Source organism: Acinetobacter sp. AND/436, from assembly GCF_049546925.1.
Taxonomy (GTDB): domain Bacteria; phylum Pseudomonadota; class Gammaproteobacteria; order Pseudomonadales; family Moraxellaceae; genus Acinetobacter; species Acinetobacter indicus.
Genome location: NZ_JBMXBO010000006.1, coordinates 81,565 through 101,847 on the forward strand (window position 1 = coordinate 81,565; position 20,283 = coordinate 101,847).

The following is a 20,283-nucleotide window of genomic DNA, read 5'->3' on the forward strand; positions in this document are numbered from 1 at the left end:
TTATGGCTGTTCTTGTTCAAGGCTATGCTGCGCTTCAATCAGCAGCTGCATAAAATCTCGCTCGACCGAGGCATCCGGCTGATAGCCCATTTTGCTCCACAACTGTTTGAATAAGCTGTCCGGTGTGGGCGGGGCCAGATCAATTTTGGACTGATCTGCGGCCTGATCTTCCTGTGGGGTGTAGACCCGGCAAATGCGTAACAGGCGATAGCGCTGTTCCGGTAAGGTCTGTTCAATCTGCTGGCGTAAATCGACCGGTGGTGGTACATCGGTGCTGTATTCAATTTCCAGATAATCACGCTGGCAGATGCGTTCCACCGTACCTTGCGGGAGGGCTTTCAGTTGCTGAAACACTTCATCCAGACTGCCGCGAATACGGTGCAGCTGTACACTGCGCGGAATCAGCAGTGAGCCCAGTTGCAGGCGCTGTTCGGGCGCAGCCTGCGGGTCAATCTTGACCTCGAGCACCTGATGCTTGTACTGGATTTCACTAAAAGACAGCGGAATTGGAGAGCCGCTATAGCGGATATGTGGATGCTGGACTTTTTGCGGTTTATGCAGATGCCCCAGCGCGACATAGTCAATCACATCATCAAATAGGGCAGTGGAAAGTGCTTCTTCATGACCAATAATGATCGGCCGTTCTGAATCTGAGGTTTCGCCACCTTGCATATGCGCATGTGACATCAGGATTAGTGCCTGATCTTCCGTTTTACGGCGTTTGGCTTCGGCAATCAACTGCTGATGTAAATAGGCAATCGCATTCTGGGCGTTCTGGGTCTGCTCATTCAGTCCGGTAATTTCCGCAGTGCGCAAAAACGGCAGGGTCAGACACCAGGCAATAATCGTATTTTCGGCATCATAAATTGGTACCAGTAAACGGTCGAGATCCAGCTGGTTGTCGGCATTGCGCTGAATCACCCCAACCGCCTTGGCCTTAAACTTGGCCAGCAACGGTTCCACCTGTTCAATGCGGTAGCCGGAGTCATGGTTGCCGGCAATCATCAGGGTTTGCATGTGCGGTGCAATGGCATGAGCATCGGCCAGAAACTGGTACAGCTGGCGCTGCGCGCTGGAGGCCGGGTTAATCACATCAAAAATATCCCCGGCAATAAACAGGGCATTCGGCTGTTTTTCCTGGATTTGTTCTAATAACCAGTCTAAAAACTGTGCATGTTCATATTCACGATCGTGGTTATGGAAAAATTGCCCCAAATGCCAATCTGACGTATGAAAAAAATGCACTGCCATGTCATCAACCTGTTTTGCTTTAGGCAAGCATACTATAGCTGAGGGCGAAATTTAAAATTCTGTACCGATAGAAAACGCTGACGTTTAATCTTTATTGTCCTGAAGATGAGTGCTGCTCACCAGCAAAGGCCAGACAAATAAAAGCCGACGATTCGAGTGATGATAAATCGTCGGCCAAATAAAAAGTGCGATGAACAAAGCATTTGGCTGCTATACAAAAACTTGATTCACATTCGCTTATTGCTTTAGCAAAGCTTCCCGAAAAATTTGTGGATGCCGTTACAAATTCGCCGGAGATGAAGCTTGTGCCCTATATAACGCCTGTTCGGGCACAACGGTTGACAGGATCATGCAAAAAAAATCAATTTTTTTTATACTAGTTGCTTATGGCTCAGGTAGACAGTTTAATGATTTCTCTAACACGTTATTTTCTCTGGTTTTTATTTTTCTGTCTGATCTTTACCTGTATCTGCGGGGTACTGGCTGCATTGTTACCGGCAGGTGTGGGCGGCATTTTAACCGCAGTGCCTTACTTGGTTGCCATGATCTGGGTGCTGTTTAAATTTTTAAAACAGCAGCAGCGCGCACCGTCTCAGGCCGAGCGTAAAAAGCTGACCTTGGGTTTTAGCCTGATTTTCTGGGGCTATAATCTGGCCTTTTTATTACTCGGCATCTGGATTTTTTCCCGTCAGAGCCCAACCATCTGGCAGGATTTTCTGCTGTATTTACAGCAGCCGCAATTTTTAAGCGTGGTGGTGATTATGTGGTTATTAATTGCCATTCCGCTGTATCTGCTGACGTACTGGTTTTATGGCAAACAGGCGCAGCGGATGGCGGCGAAAATGTTTGGTTCATAGCATCAGGGCTAAATCATCTGACGTATTTTCCCTTCGTCTCGGGTAGGGGAATTGTTCCAATCTTAACTGGCCAGTGCAGCATGCTGTAAACGGGCGGGACTATAAGCCTCCGGAGATACATCTGGGGGCTGGCCCAATAGCAGTTGACGCAGCAAACGCGCAGAGGCTGGTGCCATACATAAGCCATTGCGGAAATGGCCAAAATTGGCCCACAGATTGTCAAACTCCGGCATCAAGCCAATATAGGGAATACCGCCGTCTGGTGAGCCAGGGCGTAAACCGGCCCATTGCTTGATGATGGGCAGGTCTTTTAAGGCTGGCACCATGGCATAGCTGGCCTCCAGAATATTGGCCGTGGTATCGGCATTCAAACGGGTATCAAAGCCCTGTTCTGCCATACTGGAACCACAGACAATATGGCCGTCCTGACGCGGAATCAGATACATGACTTGATTCATGCACATGGTGGGCAGCCAGTTTTCAGGAGTTTTAAACAGTACCATCTGTCCATGTACCGGACGTACCGGAATCTGTACATCAAGCTGCTCGGCCCAGCGCGCTGACCAGGCGCCGGTGGTCAAGACATAGTCATCGGCCTGATAACGCTGTCCGGTCTGATCAACAATGGCACGTACTTGCTGACCGTGCAGTTCTAGGCGTTCAATCGGGCAGTGTTCAAACAGCTGCACCCGTGGATGCTGCTTTAAATAGCACAGAATTGACTGTAATAAACGCGGATTACGCACATTGGCCAGCTGCGGGAAATAGATGGCCTGCTGGAACTGGGCGGAAATATGTGGATTCAGTTGATGCAGTTTGGTGCTGTGCAGATGCTCTGCCTGCTGCATCGGTTGCTGAAACTGCTCGGCGAAATTCAGACCGATGTCAAAATCGCTTTCATCAAAAATCAGCATACCGGTTTCATGGATCTGAAAATCAATGCCGGTGTCAGGCTGAAGTTTAGCATTCCAGCGCAGATATTCAGTCTTGGCCGATTGCGCCAGCACATTTACCGCTGCCGGATAACGCCACGGATACATTGGAGAGAGAATACCACCACCGGCCCAGGAAGCGGCCTGACCGGATTGCTGCTGATCAAAAATACTGACCGAGCAGCCCTGTTCCAATAGCTCCAGCGCCGACATCAGTCCACTAATGCCGGCGCCAATCATGGCAATGTGCTTCATTGCAGTGGCAATATCCTTATTTCATGTCTTTGAGTTTGAGTGCGGCTTCTTCTGCAAAGTAGGTCCAGATCCCATCGGCACCGGCACGGCGGCAGCTCATCAGCGATTCAATGATCACGCTGTCGGATAACCAGCCATTTTGAATGGCAGCAGCCAGCATCGCGTATTCGCCACTGACCTGATAAACAAAGGTTGGCACAGCAAAGGTATCTTTGACTTCACGGACAATATCTAGATATGGCATACCTGGTTTGACAATGACCATGTCGGCGCCTTCCTGAATATCCAGCGCGATTTCATGCAGCGCTTCTGCACGGTTGCCAATATCCATCTGGTAATTGTATTTATTGCCGCCTTTTAAATTGCTGGCCGAGCCGACGGCGTCACGGAACGGGCCATAAAAGCTGGAAGCATATTTGGCCGAGTAAGCCATGATGTTGGTATAGATATGACCTTGTGCTTCCAGTGCCTGACGGATAGCACCAATACGGCCATCCATCATGTCACTTGGTGCCACCACATCGGCACCGGCTTCGGCATGGCTTAAGCATTGCTTGATTAAGGCTGCTACGGTTTCATCATTCAGCACATAACCGCTGTCATCAATAATGCCGTCCTGACCATGAGTGGTGTACGGATCGAGGGCGCCGTCGGTAATCAGCACCATCTCCGGGAGTTCTTTTTTCAGTAAACGGACCGTGCTTTGTACCAGGCCATCTTCGCGCCAGGCGGCTTCGGCGGTCAGGCTTTTATCTTCTTGTGGGGTGACCGGAAACAGCGCCAGTTTAGACACGCCCAGTTCCAGCAGGCGTTCGGCTTTTTTCAGCAGCAGATCGGCCGACAGGCGCTGAATGTTGGGCATGCTTGGAATATCTTGGGTCTGGTTCTGACCGGGTAAAACAAATACTGGATAAATGAGATGATCAACCGTGAGCTGGGTTTCTCGCACCATGGCACGTAGCTGGTCATTTTTACGGATACGACGCATACGAGTGGCAGGAAATGCGGGACGATTGAACGTATAAGTCATAACAATCTCACTGATCAGTATTAAACTAGGCAATATTGTAGACCCATAAACAGGATTGTGGGGCAAAATACATGCGTTTTTTCTCAATTTAAGGTAATTGGCCAATTTATGAGCGATATGGCAAAAAAGTGGACCGGAGGCATTCATTTGGGTTCGAAAGTAGATATTGATGTCGTCTTACAGCAATTGTGTCAGGCCTTTAACAGTTCACCATTTTTCAAGCATAACGGCATGCAGATGCGCGTGGTGGATCAGCAGATTGAAGCCTATATCGAGATGCAGCCGCAGCTGATTGGCAATGTGGCTTTCCAGATTTTACATGGCGGGGTTGCTGCGACAATTCTGGACAGTGTGGGCGGGATTGTGGCGATGGGCGAGCTGTATAAGCGCACCGAGCCGGAGCAGTTACCTGATACCATCAAGAAAGTGACCCGATTGGCCACGGTGGATATGCGGGTGGATTATCTGGCGCCGGGGCGAGGCAAATATTTTACGGCCCGTGCTGAAACCCTGCGTTTGGGCCGTAAAGGCTGTACCATGCGCATGACTTTGGTCAATGATGAACATAAAGCCATTGCCACTGCAATTGCGTCTTATGCTTATTAATCCAAATGGATTGATTGGCAGATAAAAAAACAGGCTCAATCGGGCCTGTTTTTTATTTGGATCAGTCGCGGTGAATAGCGTAAAAATCAAGCTTGAGCGATTTCGCGGGGCGTGTGCCGTTTAAAGATCGGAACGGGCACGTTTTAGCGCCTGTTGCCATTTTTGCAAATGTGCCTGACGCTGATCTTCTCCCATGCCGGGTTCAAACGCGCGTTCCAGCTGCCAGTTATCAGCAATATCATTCAGGCTGTTAAACACCCCGGATTTAAGCCCGGCCATTGCCGCTGCGCCCCAGGCGGTGGATTCTCGCATTTGCGGCCTTAACACTGGCACATTGAGCAGATCGGCCTGAAACTGCATTAGCATATCATTACAGCTGGCGCCGCCATCGACCCGTAATTCTTTGAGCGGTTGCTGAATATCTGACTGCATCGCGCTGAGAACATCGGCCACCTGAAAGGCAATTGCTTCAAGCGCTGCCCGGGCGATATGGGCTTTGTGAGTGCCACGCGACATACCGCAGAGCAGGGCACGTGCATCACTGTCCCAATGCGGCGCACCTAGACCGGTAAAAGCCGGCACCAGCACCACGCCATCGGTATCGCGGACCTGACTGGCCAGCTGTTCGACCTCGGCACTCTGTTGAATGATGCCCAAACCATCGCGTAGCCATTGCACAATCGCACCGGCCATAAACACACTGCCTTCAAGCGCATAATGGGTCTGGTTCTGGCATTGCCAGGCCAAGGTGCTGAGCAGTTTATTCTGGCTGTATTGCAGTGTCGAACCGGTATTAAACAGCATAAAGCAGCCGGTGCCATAGGTGTTTTTGGCCATGCCCGGCTCAAAGCAGGACTGGCCGAACAGGGCCGATTGCTGATCACCCAGAATGCCGCTGATTGGAAGTCGGGCGCCGAGTAAGCCGGCAGCGGTATCGGCCACATAATGGTCGGAACTGATGATTTTTGGTAAGACCGAAGCGGGAATCTGAAAAAGTTGCAGCAGCTCTTCATCCCAGCTTTGGGTCTGTAAATTCATGAGCATGGTGCGTGAGGCATTGCTGACTTCAATTACATGCTCGGCGCCTTGGGTCAGGTTCCAGATTAGCCAGCTATCGACGGTACCAAAGGCAACATGACCTTGCGCTGCCAGTTCGGCCAGACCGGGAATATGCTTAAGCAACCAGACCAGCTTGCCGGCACTAAAATAAGGGTCAATTAATAATCCGGTGGTCTGCTGTATTTTTTGTTGCAGTCCCTGTTGCAGCAGCTGATTACACCAGTCGGCTGCGCGCCGGTCTTGCCAGATGATGGCCGGCGCCAAGGGCTGGCCATTGCGTTTGTCCCAGACGATGGTGGTTTCCCGCTGGTTGGTGAGGCCAATGGCCTGAATATCTTTGGCCAGAATCCGTGCAGATGCTAGCGCCTGTTGCACCACAGCCATCTGGCTGCTCCAGATTTCCTGGGCATCCTGTTCCACCCAGCCGGATTGCGGGGTGTTGATTTGGGTTTCGCGTTGCGCGCTGGCCTGAACCTGCCCATGTTCATTAAAAATAATCGCGCGACTTGAGGTCGTGCCCTGATCCAGGGCGAGTAAATAAGTCATAATTTATACTGTTATCTGACTTGAAATTTAAAATATTAGCGCAATTATGTTATTAAGCGCAGATCTTGCGGTGAATAGTTGTGAAATGATCTCGTAATTTTCAACTTTTATGCTATGATGGCGCTGTAGTCTGGGGGTGTTATTGGCTTCGACGCTGATGATGAAACTCATAGATGCATGCCGAGAGCGCATTTTCTCTCGTAAATCAAATTTGCATTTAAATAGTCGCAAACGACGAAACTTACGCTCTAGCTGCCTAAGGGCCGCTTGTCCGCTTCACTGAATACTTGTGGTCAGTGAACCCGACCGAAGCGAACGCACACAAGTCCGTATAGAGCCAAGCCTCGGGGCTTTATACCAAACTTAGAGGATCGCACTTTGAACCCTGTTCGTCGGGTCTTAAAGTGTTAAAACAATAGACGATATCTAAGCATGTAGTATTCTCGAGCGTAGTGTTGGCGGACGCGGGTTCAACTCCCGCCACCTCCACCAGAATTTATTTTATAAATCAGCCACTTATGTAAGTAGCTTTTTTATTTGCCACATTTTTATTTCAACAAGTAGAAATATCAGTGGCCTTATGCTGTGTGTGCCACGCTTAATTTTGCAATTTCTTGCTTGTTCTTATCCCCATGCAGCGGCTACTGGTATACATTTGCCAAAGAAAATTCACGTCAATATTTTAAACAGGGAGATATCTTTCCTGATTTTAAAAGTGATTGGGGGATTGTATTCTGGCAGTTTGATGGTGAAGAATAATAGAATGTACGACCGCTCTTTTAAGAGGAGATTTTTATTTCTTATTAATTTGATTTAAAAAAAACAATAAATTAGACCGTCATGAAAAATGTAAAGGACTAGATAAACCAAAGTGTACACGGACAGTGACTGCATACGATATTAAGTTAGAGTTTGTTTTACCTAATGAGGTGTTGGAGCGATAAGATAATGTTCATATCGGTGAATGATCAATAAATAGATTGGCAAAAATGATTGAGCTTGGACATAAAAGATACAAGTTTGTTTAGAGATAAAAAGCATAATAGAAGATTACAATCGACATATAAGCCCTATAAATTGAATCCGCGTACCATGCTTTTATAAAGCAGAATAAAAATTGCAACTCTATTTTAGAGTGATGGAGCCTGTAAATAATTTTGTGTAATTGCTTTTCATCAATTTAAAGGTGATTGCTTAAGCGGTCACCGAATTCAATAATAAAGCGGCTCATGGCTAAACGCCAGTCGCGAATCGCGCATATTCTACTTTTTAGATGCTGCATCAATTGCCAGGTAAATCACTTTACGTACAGAATCATCCGTTGGAAAGACTTTACGTTTTTTGATCGCTTGGCGTTTTACGCTGTTTAATGACTCGATTGCGTTGGTAGTGTAGATGGCTTTGCGTATCTCGGCTGGATAAGCAAAGAAGGTATTCAGATTCTCCCAGTGCGTACGCCAGCTTTTGCTGATCTGTGGGTACTTGTCATCCCATGTTTGGGCAAATTGATCCAGGGCCATCAAGGCTGCCTCTTCAGTGGGTGATTGATAAACGGCTTTTAAATCCTGAGTGACCGCCTTGTAATCTTTCCATGACACGTATTTCAAGCTGTTGCGCAGCATGTGGATAATGCACAGCTGGATATGGGTTTGCGGGTATACGCTGTTAATGGCATCAGGAAAGCCTTTTAGTCCTGAGAAGCACTGCTTCGCAAGGCAGGCGATCAGAATATCCTGCAACCCTCGGTTTTTAAGCTCAGTCAGGACATTCAGCCAGAACTTGGCACCTTCATTCTCAGCCATCCACATGCCGAGCAGTTCTTTGTGTCCATCAAGATTAATGCCTAAGGCAAGGAATACAGCCTTGTTGATGACACTGCCATTATGACGGACTTTAACCACAATACAGTCCATATAAACGATGGGATAGATCACATCCAGCGGACGGTTTTGCCATTCAGCAACCTGCTCATTGACGGCATCCTCACAGCAGTGCTGTTCGCCTTGGAAATGAGCGTTGGAGATACATCGGCATCGTACATTTCCTTGAAGGTAACAACGATTTCACGGGTGGTCATGCCTTTGGCATAAAGGGATAGAATCTGGCTATCCATTTGCGTGATACGGGTCTGATTTGTCTTAATCAACTGAGGTTCGAAAGTGCCATCACGATCACGTGGTGTGGTGATCTCAATCTCCCCATCATCGCTAAGTACAGTCTTACTAGAATAACCATTGCGTGAATTTGAGCCAGATTTACGGGCATTTTTTTCATGTCCCAGATGTTCGGTAAGTTCGGCATTAAGAGCCGTTTCAACAGTGAGTTTGGTCAACAATCGGGTGAATTGGTTGAGATCGTCTTCTGTTTTGATTCCTTTAGCAAATTCTGCTGCAAGGTCTTTTAGTTTTTGTTCGTTCATCATATTGCCTGACTCCGTTGTGAATATGAACATAGCAAATTCAGGCAATTACACAATTTAATTTACAGTCTCGAGTGATGAGTAATTGCACTTCTGGATTTTTTAGTCAGCACGATAAGGTCCAGTTTCTCTTTAAAAATCCTCAAATTGGGGTAAGATGTGACAACAGATTCTACCGTTGAGATCACAATGAGCTTTTTAAAAAAGAAAAATAGCGCGAGTTTTGTCTTCTTTATTATTACGCTGTACTCATTGATTGGTTTTGGTCTAGGCTATGTGATCTGGGAATATCTGCTGTAACGTTTTCTTAGTCGCTTTATCCAATAATTATTGAATCATCAGCAAGTTATTAAACTTGCTGACTATCACTGTTTTGTATTCTTCCTCTAAAGCCGACCCTCATCCAGACGATCAGCTTTTATATGTAAGGATAAATTTTTTACGCTGTTTTCTGTGCCAATAATGTCGCAAAGCGCTGCTGAATACGCTTACCCTGTTCATCGACACGGTGCAGTTCACCGATATTTTCATTGTATTTCAGCAAATTCCAGCCCTCATAATAAGCCTTTAACTCTTCGGCTTTAAAGCTAAAAGGGAAGTCCGGTTGAACCGGATAATCTTCACTATCCATTGCACAAACAATCAGGTTGAGGCCGCCAGCTTTGGTGGCCTGCTGCATCTGCCGAATTAGAGTCGGGATGGTGTCGGGTTGTAAAAACATCATCACCACCGTGCAATACACAAAATCGTATTGACCCTGAATCTGTGGATTAATATTTAAATCCCGTAGCGTGGTATGAATGTTCTGAATCTGTTCCTGCTGAATAATCTCGTTCAGGCGCTCCAGACTTTGAGTATTAACATCCCAGGCATCGACCTGAAAACCGTGCTGACTTAAAAACAGCGCATTACGACCACTGCCACAGCCAACATCCAGCGCCGTGTTGCCCTGTAAAGATGGCTGTGCGGCCAGAATTTCTGAATGGGTCGGGGTCAGTTTATATTTTTTGGCAAAGTAGTCATCGGCTGTGCAGTAGAAGCTGAGCTGACATTCAATATCGGCACTGGCTGAAACAATCTTGTGCCACACCTGCGGTTCAAGCATGGGCGGTTGCTGCTTCGGGCTAAACAGATGTTCAGACAACAGCGTGCCTGCTTCATCGAGCAAGGCAAAACGCAATTCACCTTTTAAAACCTTCAGTTGGGCCCAAGTGCCGGCTTTGGTATTGTGCTGGCGTAAAAAGCCGGGCGGGATAGTGTCTTGTGTCCAGATCGGCAGCTGTTTATAGCATACGAGCGTTTGCATCTTTTCTCCATGTGCACTTGGGGCAAATGTCATTAAACCCTAAGCCTGCACAATATGCCAGAGAGGGGAGGGTAAAGGGCATGATTTCATCGGCCCACTTCCAATCATCTAGATGGCTCAATCCATACTATTTCAGCCATGAAGATTCAGCTCAAAATGATCTCCACATTTCCATTTTTGCAGATGTATTAGCTTTTTGAAAAATGCTTCAGTATCAAATAGTGAGAATTTAAAAGTGAAAACCAGGTCACATTTTGGGCTTGGAAAAGCCTATACACTTTAGAAAATTATCAACTGACCCGTTGGCGGGTGGCTAAAAAATAAGTAAAACTAAGTGAATGATATAAAATCATAAATATTTTATTGCTTTATTTTGAAAGCAAGGGCAAAAAGCAAAAAAACGGGATTAATTAACAAATGTATACACAAATAATAATAAAATAATGGTTGAATCTGCGCAATTGCTCGAATGTAGCATCGTATCTTCTTGTCTGTACCATGAATTCCGCGCGCCTTATGTCTCCTCTATTTCAGTTTATTAAAGTGGTCCAGATTTTTGTTTTCTTTCTTTGTAGTATGCTCATGGGTTGGGCACAGGCGGGAAATGAAATGAAAAACTTGACGATCCTTGCCTACCACGAAGTCACTTCTGAACCACAGCCGTTAATGCCTGAATATGCAATTGATCCTGAACAATTGCAGCAGCATCTGGACTGGCTGGTGCAAAATGGCTTTCAGTTTATTGGCAGTCAGCAACTGTTAGAGGCGCAGCAACAGAATAAAGCGCTACCGGGAAAATCAGTCTTGCTGAGTTTTGATGATGGCTATCAAAGTTTTTATCAGCATGTCTATCCTGTTTTAAAACAGCGGAATATTCCGGCCGTGTTGTCGGTGGTTGGGCGCTGGTTAGAACCAGCAAAACAGCAACAGGTTAATTTTGGCGGGCAACTGGTGTCACGCCAGCATTTTTTAAGCTGGGCACAGTTAAAAGAATTACAGGCCAGCGGTCTGGTGGAAATTGCCAGCCACAGTTATGACCTGCATAAAGGCATTGTGGCCAATCCGCAGGGCAATGAATTGCCGGCCACCGTAGCACGTGCCTATTTTCCGCAGCAGCAGCGTTATGAAGATGACAACGCTTATCAGAAACGCATTCAGCAGGACTTAAAAGCCAATCAGCGCCTGTTGCAAAAACATGGCCTGAAAGCACCAAAAATTATGGTCTGGCCCTATGGTCGCTATAACTTGCATACGGTAAAAATTGCCGAAAAACTGAAGATGCCAATCAGCCTGACGCTAGATGATGCCGAGAATCAACCTGTAAACAGTTTTTCCAGATTGCCGCGAATTCTGATTCAAAAACACATGGATGCAGCGCTACTGGCCAAAGAAATCCAGAAACATCAGCAGCATCGCACGGACAATGATCGTCCGCAAAAGATCATGCATGTCGATATTGACTATATTTATGATCCGGACCCGCAGCAGCAGGAACGTAATTTAGGCTTATTGCTGGACCGGATTCAGCAGATTGGCGTCAATACCGTATATTTGCAGGCATTTTCTGATCCGGATGGCAATGGCTCGGCCGATCTGGTCTATTTCCCGAACCGTTATATTCCAATGCGTGCCGACCTGTTTAACCGTGTGGCCTGGCAAATCCAGACCCGGACTCAGGTACGTCGTGTCTATGCCTGGATGCCGGTATTTGCCTGGGAATTACCCGCCTCGAATCCGGTGGCCCAAGATCTGGTGCAAACCGAGCAGCCGCATAGCGGTAAGCATCTGAACATGGGCTATCACCGTTTAAGCCCATTTTCGCCGCGCGCCCGCAACACCATTAAAGGCATTTATGAAGATCTAGCCAAATCGGCACAGTTCAACGGCATTATTTTCCATGATGATGCCACCTTGTCCGATTATGAAGATGCCAGCAGCTGGGCCAAAAAGGCCTATCAGCAGCAGGGCTTAGCGACTGATCTGGCACAACTGCGTGCTGATGATACTGCCTTGCAGAAATGGACAGCTTATAAAGTCAAAGTGATTGATGATTTTGCCATGGAGCTGGCCGATACCGTGCGGCAGTATCAGCCTTATTTGCAGACCTCGCGTAACCTGTATGCGCAGGTGGCACTATCGGCCTATTCAGAAAACTGGTATGCCCAGTCGCTGGAACAGTCGCTAAACCGTTATGACTTCACCGCGATTATGGCCATGCCATATATGGAACAGGTCGATGATCCGGCGCAGTTTTATCAGCAGTTATTGAGTCGGGTGCAGCAGTATCCGCAAGGGCTGCGTAAAACGGTGTTTGAATTGCAGGCCGTCGACTGGCGTAATGGCAATAAAATTCCATCTGCGGAAATTGCGGAAACAATTCAGAAACTCTATCAGGCCGGTGTGAAGCACATTGCCTACTATCCGGATGATCCGATCCAGAATCATCCTGATCCGGCTGTGCTGCGTCAGGCCTTCCAGTCTCAGCCCGCATCCGCACCGTAACAGGCTAGAGGAACAACCATGTTGCAAGAACTCTGGCAATCGGTGCTGAACTTTGTGTTTTATTATCCGCTATTCATGTCCTATTTATGGATGATGGGCGCGCTGATTTTCTATGTCAAAGAACGCAAAGATCCGGCCTTTACCCAGCCACCGGTTTTACAGGAATATCCTTTGGTGGCGGTGCTCATTCCGTGTTTTAACGAAGGTGATAATGCCGAGGAAACCATCACCCAGGCACTGGCATTAAAGTACCCCAACTTTGAAGTCATCGCGATTAATGATGGCAGCTCGGACAATACTGGCGAGGTACTGAACCGTCTGGCGGCCCAGCATCCACGGTTAAGGGTGGTGCATCTGGCGGAAAATCAGGGCAAGGCCATGGGCCTGCAAGCCGGCAGTCTGGTCACCGATGCTGAATATCTGCTTGGAATTGATGGCGATGCCTTGCTCGATCCGCATGCCGCCAGCTGGATGTTACGCCATTTTCAGCGTGATCCGGCGGTGGCCGCCGTTACGGGCAATCCGCGAATTCGCAATCGCTCGACCTTATTGGGCCGGGTCCAGGTCGGAGAATTCTCCTCGATTATTGGCATGATTAAACGTGCCCAGCGCACCTATGGCCGTATTTTTACTGTTTCCGGCGCGATTACCGCCTTTCGTAAAAGTGCGGTACATCAGGTCGGTTACTGGTCGCACGATATGCTGACCGAAGATATTGATATTTCCTGGAAACTGCAGCGTGCCGGCTGGAAAATTGAATTTGAACCGAATGCGCTGGTCTGGGTACTGATGCCGGAAACCCTGCAAGGCTTATGGAAACAGCGTTTGCGCTGGGCCATGGGTGGGGCGCAGGTGTTAAATAAAAATATTGATGTAATTTTTAAGCCCAAGCTGAATTATTTGTGGCCGCTGATTCTGGAAATGATGCTGACTCTGGTCTGGTCATATCTGCTGCTGTTGCTGTGTCTGCTCTGGATGTTAAGTTTCTGCCTGCCTATTTTACCGTTGCCGGAACTGCAATCGCCGTTTTTACCGCAAGGGGTGGGTATTGTGCTGGGCGCGACCTGTTTGTTCCAGTTTATGGTCAGCAAATGGATGGACAGCCGCTATGAAAAAAATCTGGCCAAAAACTATTTCTGGATGATCTGGTATCCGTTCATGTTCTGGCTGATTACTGTATCGGCCAGTATTGTGGCGTTTCCGAAAATGCTGCTGCGTGGGGAAGGGAAACGTGCACGCTGGATCAGTCCCGATCGTGGAATTAAACGTGACAGCTAACTGTCGCGATGTGATGTGTTGAGAGTAAAGTTGTGAAAGCCAATACTTTAATTATTGATTATCGTTATGAATTGCCGTGGCAAAAGCGTTATGCCTCGAACGTGTGTACCACCGGCTTATGGCTGACCTGGGGCCTGTTGTGGCAGCCAGTTTTAAGCAGTCTGGGTTTACTGGATTTGGAACGGGATGCACTGATTCAGCAAGTGGCCCAGTTGATGCTGAGTATTCTGCAAAATGGCTTTAGCGCGCTGGTGGCTTGTGGCTTGAGTTTATGGCTGTGGACCAACTATATTCCGGCATATTCCATCCAGACCATGCAACCGGCACCGCTAAACCAGTTTGCCGAGCATTTTCAGCTGGAACCGGTGATGTTAACGCAATCCCGTCAGGCCAAAATTGTCACGGTCTATCATGATCAGGAGGGTAAGATTGTCGATTTACAGGCACATTCCCAGCACCCTGTATCTTAAAGGTTGGCTGGAATTCGGCTGCTCTGGTTTTATATCTGCAAAAAAACAGGCAGCCTGAAAAGCTGCCTGAATGGAGATAAGAATCGCGCTTGGAATGAGGATTAAAGCTTGCGCCAGACCTTGTGTTCATCTTGAAATGAAATGGTGAAATTAAATTCAGTGTCGGCGGTGACCAGATACGCTGTTGGCGTGGTCATCAGAATTTTTAAAATAGTGCCTGTCTCAAAATGGATAGGTGGGCAGTTCTCTTTCTCAAGTACCAGAGGCTGAATAAGTTCAACAGCTTTCACTTCCATCATGATTTCCCTCAAAAATGTATTATGTATCACATATTTATCTTAGCATTGTCTGGTCGGGAATATGGGTTTTATTTGTCAGATTATAAATAAGTAATTGATATTTTAAAAAATAAAGTTAAATTTTTAGTCTAAAAATTGGTATTTTAAGCTCTTGATTTTTTATTGTTTTACTAAAAATAGTCAGGGGGAGTATTGGGGTTTTATATTGCTTTAAATACTGGTCAGCGGAAAAATCGGTACTGAAAAGTACATGCGCTGTCGGGGAAATCTTGTATATTGCTCATGTTGAAGTCATCGCGTGGCGCATTGCACGCTGCAATGTTGTAAACGCTGCTTTTCAACATCTTGAAAAGAATAAAGGAAATAGAACACTGCATGTTTAAGTCATTTTTTCCACATCCGAAATGGTTTTTTAGTTCGCTGTTACTCTGGTTCATTCTTAATCTGGTGCTGTGGTATTCCGGTGGACAAGGCTGGGGCACCCTCATCGGTTTGCCTGAAGGCTATCATGAAGCAGAACTCCCGATTGGGGTTAGCCGTTTCTGGTCACCGGCATTTCTCTGGTTCTATCTCTGGTATTTTCTGGCCACAGCCATTTTTGCAGTTTTCTGGCGGATTCAATCGGATAATCCCTGGCAGCGCTGGTCGGTATGGGGCTCATCTTTCATTCTGTTTAATATCTGGTTCTGGGTGCAGGTGAGCGTAGTCATTAACGCCTGGTACAGCCCGTTTTATGACCTGATCCAGCAAATGCTGAGCAATGGCGGCGGTGATGTGAATAATCTCTATGCCGAGATCATGACCTTTTTGTATGTGGCAATTGTGGCGGTGACGGTTTCGGTATTTAACCTGTTCTTTGTCAGCCACTATGTGTTCCGCTGGCGGACGGCAATGAACAATTATTACACCGCCTACTGGGACCGGTTACGTCATATTGAAGGGGCATCGCAGCGTATTCAGGAAGATACCATGCGCTTTGCCCGTACCACCGAAGGTCTGGGCGTCAGTCTGATTGAAGCGCTCATTACCCTGATTGCCTTTTTACCGGTTTTGGTAACGCTATCGAGCCATGTGAAAACCCTGCCAATTCTGGGGGAAATTCCTTATGCGCTGGTGTGGGCGGCAATTGGTTGGGCGGTGTTTGGTACCGTACTGCTGATGGTGGTCGGTTATAAACTGCCAGGACTGGAGTTTAACAACCAGAAGGTGGAAGCGGCTTATCGTAAAGAACTGGTCTATGGGGAAGATCATGCCGAGCGTGCCGATCCGCTGACTTTGAAAGAGCTGTTTAGCAAGGTTCGTCTGAATTATTTCCGCCTGTATTTCCATTATGCCTATTTCAACCTGGTACGAATCTGGTACATGCAGCTGGACAATATTTACGGTCTGTTTGTGCTGTTCCCGAGTATTGCTGCGGGAGCGATTACCCTTGGCCTGATGATGCAGATTGGTAACGTGTTCGGTAAGGTACGTGAATCGTTCCAGTATTTAATTGCCTCCTGGCCCACCATTATTGAACTGCTGTCGATTTATAAACGTTTAAAAGCCTTTGAATCGACCCTGGATGATTAAGTCATTCCCAACTGACCCGCTGTTAAGGCGGGTTTTTTAATGATCGGATGAAAGTGTTAAGGCGTTCAGGTTTCGTTGTTAAAACTCTGGATATTTTGCATTTACCAGATGATAGTGCGGGGCAGTAGTAATAAATAAACGAGAAATATCAAGTAAAATCAATTGGCTAGATTTGTTATTTGCGCCTATTTGAGCTATGTTTTGAGTGGGGAAAAATAGAGAATAAAGACGTGAATGTCAAAACCTTCATGATGTTGGCTGGGGTCGGTGTCGTCTTTTCGGGCTGTGTCAGTGTAGAAAGTTTTAGTCCAGATGCCTTGAAGCACTTTGCTTCGCCACAAGAGCTGATTGCGAAAAAAAATCTGAATCAGACCAATGGTTCAGCCAAAGCCTATGTGTATGACTGGGGACCGCAGCGTAAAGAGCTGGCGGCAGAATCGCTGATTCCGCGCAAATATATGGGCAGCTATTGTCAGTCGCAGCAAGGGCATTTAAAACTGGTCTATAAAAGCACGATGTCGATGCTGAAAAATAGCTGGTCCAAAAAACTGTTGGCGACTTATCGTGATGTTAATCAGGGCATTGGTGCCTATCGCTGTGTCAGAAAAAATGGCCCGGACTGGATTGTTTCAATCGAGCCGGTCAGCGAGCGTAAACGCGATGGCCAGGGTGAAGTCCGCATTGTGCATTTACTTACTCAAGTCATGACGGAAGATGAAGCACGGCGTTTTTATCGTTCGGCATCTTCCAGCAGCAAGAAGGCTAATACGAATACCAATCGGAATAATAAAAACACTAAAGCTGTTGCCAAAGAGCCGGAACCCAAAGAAACACCGGAACTTCCAGCCGAGAAAACCCCAGCACCCGTAAAAGCAGCACCTGTGGTGGCTGCAACCCCACAACAGCAGCAGATGAAATATTATGTCGCTGCCCGCCGTGATTTAAACAGCGGCCGCAATGAGTTAAATGCCTGTAACAGCGCACAGCGGGCCTATAATTATGGTCGGTTGCAGGGCACCAATGCGCGGAATGTCTATGCTGAATCGGGGATTTTACTGGCGCGTTGCTTAAGCGCTGTGCCGAGTTTTAGTAACCGTTTTTCCCAGCCCAAAGCCCGAGCCAAACGGATTTTGCAGGAGCTGGCCAACCAGCATAATCATGCCGGTGCCAAGCGTATGCTCAGGCAAATGAAATAGTCAGTATAAGTAACAAGGAGAAGCACATTACTTCTCCTTTTTTTATGCGCGTTACACAGTCATAACAGGTGAGATTGCTGCTTGCATGCTACAAATAGGCTATTTCTGGTATGAGCCGATATTAGTGAGGTATAGCATGATGCAGTTGAGTCTAAAGCAGCTACGAGGATGGGGCCTAGCGATTGCGCTCTTGGGTTGCTCACAAGTGAGTACGGCTGGTCCGGCCGTTGATCAGTTGAGTGACTGTCTGGTGAAGTCGACCACGGCAACCGATAAAACCGCGGTCTTGCAGTGGACCTTTGTGGCGCTATCTGCACATCCGGATTTGAAACACTTGAGTCAGGTAACGCCAGAACAAAAACAGGCTTTAGATCAAAAGCTGGCAACCGTTTTGCAACGGATACTGGTAGAGCAATGTTCCGCGCAGGCCAAAGCAGTGATTCAGTCTGAAGGCATCCAAGCGGTCGGTAGTAGTTTTCAGGAACTGGGACAAATTACCGGGGAAGAACTTTTAAAGACGCCTGAAATTAAAAGTCAGTTGAATGGTGTACTGCGTTATCTGGATTTAAACAAGTTGATGATGACCTTTTTGACGCCAGATGTGTGGAATAAGTTGGGGGTGATTCGAGGGGAATAATTTTACCTCTCCCTAGCCATCATCCTTTCTTGCGCTTCGTTTTAAAAGCAGTGCTTTAAAATTTGCTCAGGAGAGGGAACTACGCGGTTCTAATGGATTACGTGACAAAGTCTCCCTTTTTAAAAGGTGAGAAGCGAAGCTTCGCAAGGAGGACTATTAAATAAGATCGGGATAAAACTTATCAAACTCATTATTCACTGCTTCACCACGTAATAAATAGCCTTTGGGTTGAATATAACTATAAATGTCGCGTGCAGGCTGTTCATGCCAACCAATGTTAAATGCACATAGTTTTGGAAAAAATTGTAGATGGCTATAGTTCAGATGGTTATGAATCCAATACGCCAGTTGTTGCCAATTGCTTTGGTCTTTTTCATACAGTTCTAAAAATGATGGAATCACAATACATGCCGTTGCACCATAGCCTTTTGCATCGGGATAGTCCCAAATATGGCTCGCAAAATTTTTCTCATTGCTTGCACAGTTATGTCCTTTTTCGTTACCAAGTTGGTTGACACTTGGTGAGCGATAAGCAGAACGAATCACGATACGACCAAATTTTTCTTGTAATGGTTCGAGCAGTTGTTGACAAAGTTCTGTACCTGTACGTATCGCAATTTCAGGATAGTCAGGGAAGTTTGGTACACCGTACCAATTGGCAATTTCACTATAGAGAAAATCACGCATAAAGAATGACTTTGAAAGTTGAATGCGTCCTAAGTCTTCGAGTTTAGTGATTGAGGATACTTTTTTGATGGTCATGTTGTTTTTGGTTTGAGGCATTTGATAGAGTTTATGATTAAATTTATGAAAATTAAAGAATAATCCTCTCCTGAGAGGAGAGGGCACTATGCGTATCAAATTAAGTACGTGACAAAGTCTCCCTTTCTTGAAGAGAGATTTAGAGGGATTAGCGAACATTGGTAAATCCTAAGGCTTCAGGCAATATGGGCTATATAGCCTGATTCGCTTACGAGAATTAATAATATCTGTTTCTGAAATTTAGATTCTTCTTATATTGTATGTTTATAAATTATTTAATAACACAGAGGGGAATGATGAGCAGAAAACTTTTAATTTTTGGTAATGGTTTAGGTATGGCAATTGATGCAAATCATTACTCGTTAACAAATGCCTTAAATACTGTTTGGAGTGATGACGCATTATGGAATAACACAGTACATCGTGATCTTATCCAAAATTGTATTCCTTCTGGTCAGTGCCCGATATCTGAGGAGGAGTTAGATAAACTGTACCTAGTTTCAACATCGTGTGATTATCTGAATGATTATCCTAACACTGTAAATGGTGAACATTGGTTATCGAGTTATGGGCAGGATTTTACAGAGGCAACTCAGGAATATATTCATACTGTAGCATCTCATCTATTTGATTCTAAAAATACACTACCAATTGCTTTCAAAACAGCATTAATTGACTTTGTACGTACAACAAAGTCACATGTTGCGACACTAAATTACGATAAGTTGCTTTATCAAGAATTTATTAACTCAGGTATTTGTAATGGATTTTCTGGACAATTAGTTGATGGCTTTCCTAATTCCGGTTTTAGTAGTTCAAATTTAGTGCGTCGCTTTGGCAAGGATTTTGGATACTACATGCATCTTCATGGTTGTCCATTATTTAAAGATATAAATGGTACAACTTATAAATTACCCACGTCACAGATATCGACTACAAATACTTTCCCAAGTAAACATGTTGTTTTAACCCATATTCCTCATAAGCCAAGTGTAATCACGGCTTCAGAGGTTTTATCAACATATTGGAGCTATTTGATTTTAGCTTTAAGTGAAGTAAATGAGATAATTCTATTTGGTTATTCAGGTTGTGATACTCATTTGAATAAAATTTTGAAAGTTCATGCAAGTTCAAAAAATAAAATAATTGTTGAATGGAATGGTGATGGTCAAACAGATCAGCAGCGGCAACAATTTTGGGATGGTGACCTAGGTGCTAATGTAATTTTACAGAGAATGCCTGATATTACTCAATTTACAGCATGGTAATAAAAAACCCGCTCTAAAGCGGGTTTTTTATTCCAAAA

17 protein-coding genes, 1 other RNA gene and 3 pseudogenes are annotated in these 20,283 nt (G+C 46.0%); 13 read left to right on the plus strand and 8 right to left on the minus strand.

Going from position 1 to position 20,283, the window contains the following annotated elements:
- Positions 1-1,251, minus strand: coding sequence for an exonuclease SbcCD subunit D C-terminal domain-containing protein (locus ACPEPR_RS06655; RefSeq protein WP_180056369.1), 1,251 nt, complete (start codon positions 1,249-1,251; stop codon positions 1-3).
- A gap of 407 nt (positions 1,252-1,658) precedes the next feature.
- On the opposite strand from ACPEPR_RS06655, the gene ACPEPR_RS06660 reads away from it, so the two are divergent.
- Positions 1,659-2,108 carry an ABZJ_00895 family protein gene (locus ACPEPR_RS06660; protein ID WP_168408715.1) on the plus strand — a complete coding sequence of 150 codons (450 nt, stop codon included), beginning with the start codon at positions 1,659-1,661 and terminating at the stop codon, positions 2,106-2,108.
- A gap of 62 nt (positions 2,109-2,170) precedes the next feature.
- Here the strand turns inward: ACPEPR_RS06660 and thiO are convergent, their stop codons facing one another.
- Both thiO and hemB read right to left on the minus strand, forming a co-directional pair.
- Positions 2,171-3,295: a glycine oxidase ThiO gene (gene thiO / locus ACPEPR_RS06665; protein WP_423562185.1), complete on the minus strand. Its 1,125-nt coding sequence runs from the start codon at positions 3,293-3,295 to the stop codon at positions 2,171-2,173.
- A gap of 16 nt (positions 3,296-3,311) precedes the next feature.
- Positions 3,312-4,325: a porphobilinogen synthase gene (gene hemB / locus ACPEPR_RS06670; RefSeq protein WP_005179750.1), complete on the minus strand. Its 1,014-nt coding sequence runs from the start codon at positions 4,323-4,325 to the stop codon at positions 3,312-3,314.
- Positions 4,326-4,433: 108 nt separating this feature from the next.
- Here hemB and ACPEPR_RS06675 point away from each other — a divergent pair, with 108 nt between their 5' ends.
- Positions 4,434-4,931 (plus strand): thioesterase family protein, encoded by a 498-nt coding sequence (locus tag ACPEPR_RS06675; RefSeq protein ID WP_034597877.1) that lies wholly within the window; start codon positions 4,434-4,436, stop codon positions 4,929-4,931.
- Between the two features lie 120 nt (positions 4,932-5,051).
- Here the strand turns inward: ACPEPR_RS06675 and glpK are convergent, their stop codons facing one another.
- Positions 5,052-6,536, minus strand: coding sequence for a glycerol kinase GlpK (gene glpK, locus ACPEPR_RS06680; RefSeq protein WP_016659445.1), 1,485 nt, complete (start codon positions 6,534-6,536; stop codon positions 5,052-5,054).
- Positions 6,537-6,668: 132 nt separating this feature from the next.
- Here glpK and ssrA point away from each other — a divergent pair.
- The 3 genes and pseudogenes from ssrA to ACPEPR_RS06695 form a co-directional block, all read left to right on the plus strand.
- Positions 6,669-7,028: a transfer-messenger RNA gene (ssrA, locus tag ACPEPR_RS06685) on the plus strand.
- 138 nt (positions 7,029-7,166) lie between these two features.
- A pseudogene (locus ACPEPR_RS06690) lies at positions 7,167-7,295 on the plus strand (type VI immunity family protein); the annotation flags it as partial.
- A gap of 80 nt (positions 7,296-7,375) precedes the next feature.
- Positions 7,376-7,480: pseudogene (locus ACPEPR_RS06695) on the plus strand (hypothetical protein); the annotation flags it as partial.
- 236 nt (positions 7,481-7,716) lie between these two features.
- Here ACPEPR_RS06695 and ACPEPR_RS06700 read toward each other — a convergent pair.
- Positions 7,717-8,955, minus strand: a pseudogene (locus ACPEPR_RS06700) (IS256 family transposase).
- 189 nt (positions 8,956-9,144) lie between these two features.
- On the opposite strand from ACPEPR_RS06700, the gene ACPEPR_RS06705 reads away from it, so the two are divergent.
- Complete coding sequence (locus tag ACPEPR_RS06705; protein WP_005179737.1) at positions 9,145-9,255, plus strand: hypothetical protein; 111 nt, start codon at positions 9,145-9,147, stop codon at positions 9,253-9,255.
- A 139-nt stretch (positions 9,256-9,394) separates the two neighbouring features.
- On the opposite strand, the gene tehB is transcribed toward ACPEPR_RS06705, so the two are convergent.
- The gene (gene tehB, locus ACPEPR_RS06710; RefSeq protein ID WP_423562186.1) at positions 9,395-10,261 is read right to left on the minus strand and encodes an SAM-dependent methyltransferase TehB; all 867 of its coding nucleotides are present in this window, start codon (positions 10,259-10,261) and stop codon (positions 9,395-9,397) included.
- 576 nt (positions 10,262-10,837) lie between these two features.
- Here tehB and pgaB point away from each other — a divergent pair.
- Genes pgaB through pgaD form a run of 3 tightly spaced genes read left to right on the plus strand, consistent with a single transcriptional unit; the run spans position 10,838 to position 14,511 of the window.
- Positions 10,838-12,763, plus strand: coding sequence for a poly-beta-1,6-N-acetyl-D-glucosamine N-deacetylase PgaB (gene pgaB, locus ACPEPR_RS06715; RefSeq protein ID WP_423562188.1), 1,926 nt, complete (start codon positions 10,838-10,840; stop codon positions 12,761-12,763).
- Between the two features lie 18 nt (positions 12,764-12,781).
- The gene (gene pgaC, locus ACPEPR_RS06720) at positions 12,782-14,041 is read left to right on the plus strand and encodes a poly-beta-1,6-N-acetyl-D-glucosamine synthase (RefSeq protein ID WP_168384253.1); all 1,260 of its coding nucleotides are present in this window, start codon (positions 12,782-12,784) and stop codon (positions 14,039-14,041) included.
- A gap of 32 nt (positions 14,042-14,073) precedes the next feature.
- Positions 14,074-14,511, plus strand: a complete 438-nt coding sequence (gene pgaD / locus ACPEPR_RS06725) for a poly-beta-1,6-N-acetyl-D-glucosamine biosynthesis protein PgaD (protein WP_423562190.1) — start codon at positions 14,074-14,076, stop codon at positions 14,509-14,511.
- A 101-nt stretch (positions 14,512-14,612) separates the two neighbouring features.
- On the opposite strand, the gene ACPEPR_RS06730 is transcribed toward pgaD, so the two are convergent.
- Positions 14,613-14,810, minus strand: a complete 198-nt coding sequence (locus tag ACPEPR_RS06730; protein WP_423562191.1) for a hypothetical protein — start codon at positions 14,808-14,810, stop codon at positions 14,613-14,615.
- 375 nt (positions 14,811-15,185) lie between these two features.
- Here ACPEPR_RS06730 and sbmA point away from each other — a divergent pair, with 375 nt between their 5' ends.
- The 3 genes from sbmA (at position 15,186) to ACPEPR_RS06745 (ending at position 18,215) form a co-directional block, all read left to right on the plus strand.
- Complete coding sequence (gene sbmA / locus ACPEPR_RS06735; RefSeq protein ID WP_423562192.1) at positions 15,186-16,382, plus strand: peptide antibiotic transporter SbmA; 1,197 nt, start codon at positions 15,186-15,188, stop codon at positions 16,380-16,382.
- 230 nt (positions 16,383-16,612) lie between these two features.
- Positions 16,613-17,578, plus strand: coding sequence for a hypothetical protein (locus ACPEPR_RS06740; protein WP_423562193.1), 966 nt, complete (start codon positions 16,613-16,615; stop codon positions 17,576-17,578).
- Between the two features lie 136 nt (positions 17,579-17,714).
- Positions 17,715-18,215 carry a hypothetical protein gene (locus ACPEPR_RS06745; protein ID WP_423562194.1) on the plus strand — a complete coding sequence of 167 codons (501 nt, stop codon included), beginning with the start codon at positions 17,715-17,717 and terminating at the stop codon, positions 18,213-18,215.
- 156 nt (positions 18,216-18,371) lie between these two features.
- On the opposite strand, the gene ACPEPR_RS06750 is transcribed toward ACPEPR_RS06745, so the two are convergent.
- Complete coding sequence (locus ACPEPR_RS06750) at positions 18,372-19,136, minus strand: hypothetical protein (protein WP_423562195.1); 765 nt, start codon at positions 19,134-19,136, stop codon at positions 18,372-18,374.
- A gap of 137 nt (positions 19,137-19,273) precedes the next feature.
- Between ACPEPR_RS06750 and ACPEPR_RS06755 the strand changes: the two genes are divergently transcribed.
- Complete coding sequence (locus ACPEPR_RS06755) at positions 19,274-20,245, plus strand: hypothetical protein (RefSeq protein ID WP_423562196.1); 972 nt, start codon at positions 19,274-19,276, stop codon at positions 20,243-20,245.
- The last annotated feature ends 38 nt before the right edge of the window (positions 20,246-20,283 follow it).

Excerpts from the sequence above, each read along its gene's own strand:
- ACPEPR_RS06750 (WP_423562195.1), bottom strand. The coding sequence starts at position 19,136 with ATGTTCGCTAATCCCTCTAAATCTCTCTTCAAGAAAGGGAGACTTTGT.
- ACPEPR_RS06755 (WP_423562196.1), top strand. The coding sequence starts at position 19,274 with ATGAGCAGAAAACTTTTAATTTTTGGTAATGGTTTAGGTATGGCAATT.
- thiO (WP_423562185.1), bottom strand. The coding sequence starts at position 3,295 with ATGAAGCACATTGCCATGATTGGCGCCGGCATTAGTGGACTGATGTCG.
- ACPEPR_RS06660 (WP_168408715.1), top strand. The coding sequence starts at position 1,659 with ATGATTTCTCTAACACGTTATTTTCTCTGGTTTTTATTTTTCTGTCTG.
- pgaC (WP_168384253.1), top strand. The coding sequence starts at position 12,782 with ATGTTGCAAGAACTCTGGCAATCGGTGCTGAACTTTGTGTTTTATTAT.
- sbmA (WP_423562192.1), top strand. The coding sequence starts at position 15,186 with ATGTTTAAGTCATTTTTTCCACATCCGAAATGGTTTTTTAGTTCGCTG.
- ACPEPR_RS06655 (WP_180056369.1), bottom strand. The coding sequence starts at position 1,251 with ATGGCAGTGCATTTTTTTCATACGTCAGATTGGCATTTGGGGCAATTT.
- ACPEPR_RS06705 (WP_005179737.1), top strand. The coding sequence starts at position 9,145 with ATGAGCTTTTTAAAAAAGAAAAATAGCGCGAGTTTTGTCTTCTTTATT.
- ACPEPR_RS06675 (WP_034597877.1), top strand. The coding sequence starts at position 4,434 with ATGAGCGATATGGCAAAAAAGTGGACCGGAGGCATTCATTTGGGTTCG.
- tehB (WP_423562186.1), bottom strand. The coding sequence starts at position 10,261 with ATGCAAACGCTCGTATGCTATAAACAGCTGCCGATCTGGACACAAGAC.
- pgaB (WP_423562188.1), top strand. The coding sequence starts at position 10,838 with ATGCTCATGGGTTGGGCACAGGCGGGAAATGAAATGAAAAACTTGACG.
- glpK (WP_016659445.1), bottom strand. The coding sequence starts at position 6,536 with ATGACTTATTTACTCGCCCTGGATCAGGGCACGACCTCAAGTCGCGCG.
- hemB (WP_005179750.1), bottom strand. The coding sequence starts at position 4,325 with ATGACTTATACGTTCAATCGTCCCGCATTTCCTGCCACTCGTATGCGT.
- ACPEPR_RS06745 (WP_423562194.1), top strand. The coding sequence starts at position 17,715 with ATGATGCAGTTGAGTCTAAAGCAGCTACGAGGATGGGGCCTAGCGATT.
- ACPEPR_RS06730 (WP_423562191.1), bottom strand. The coding sequence starts at position 14,810 with ATGATGGAAGTGAAAGCTGTTGAACTTATTCAGCCTCTGGTACTTGAG.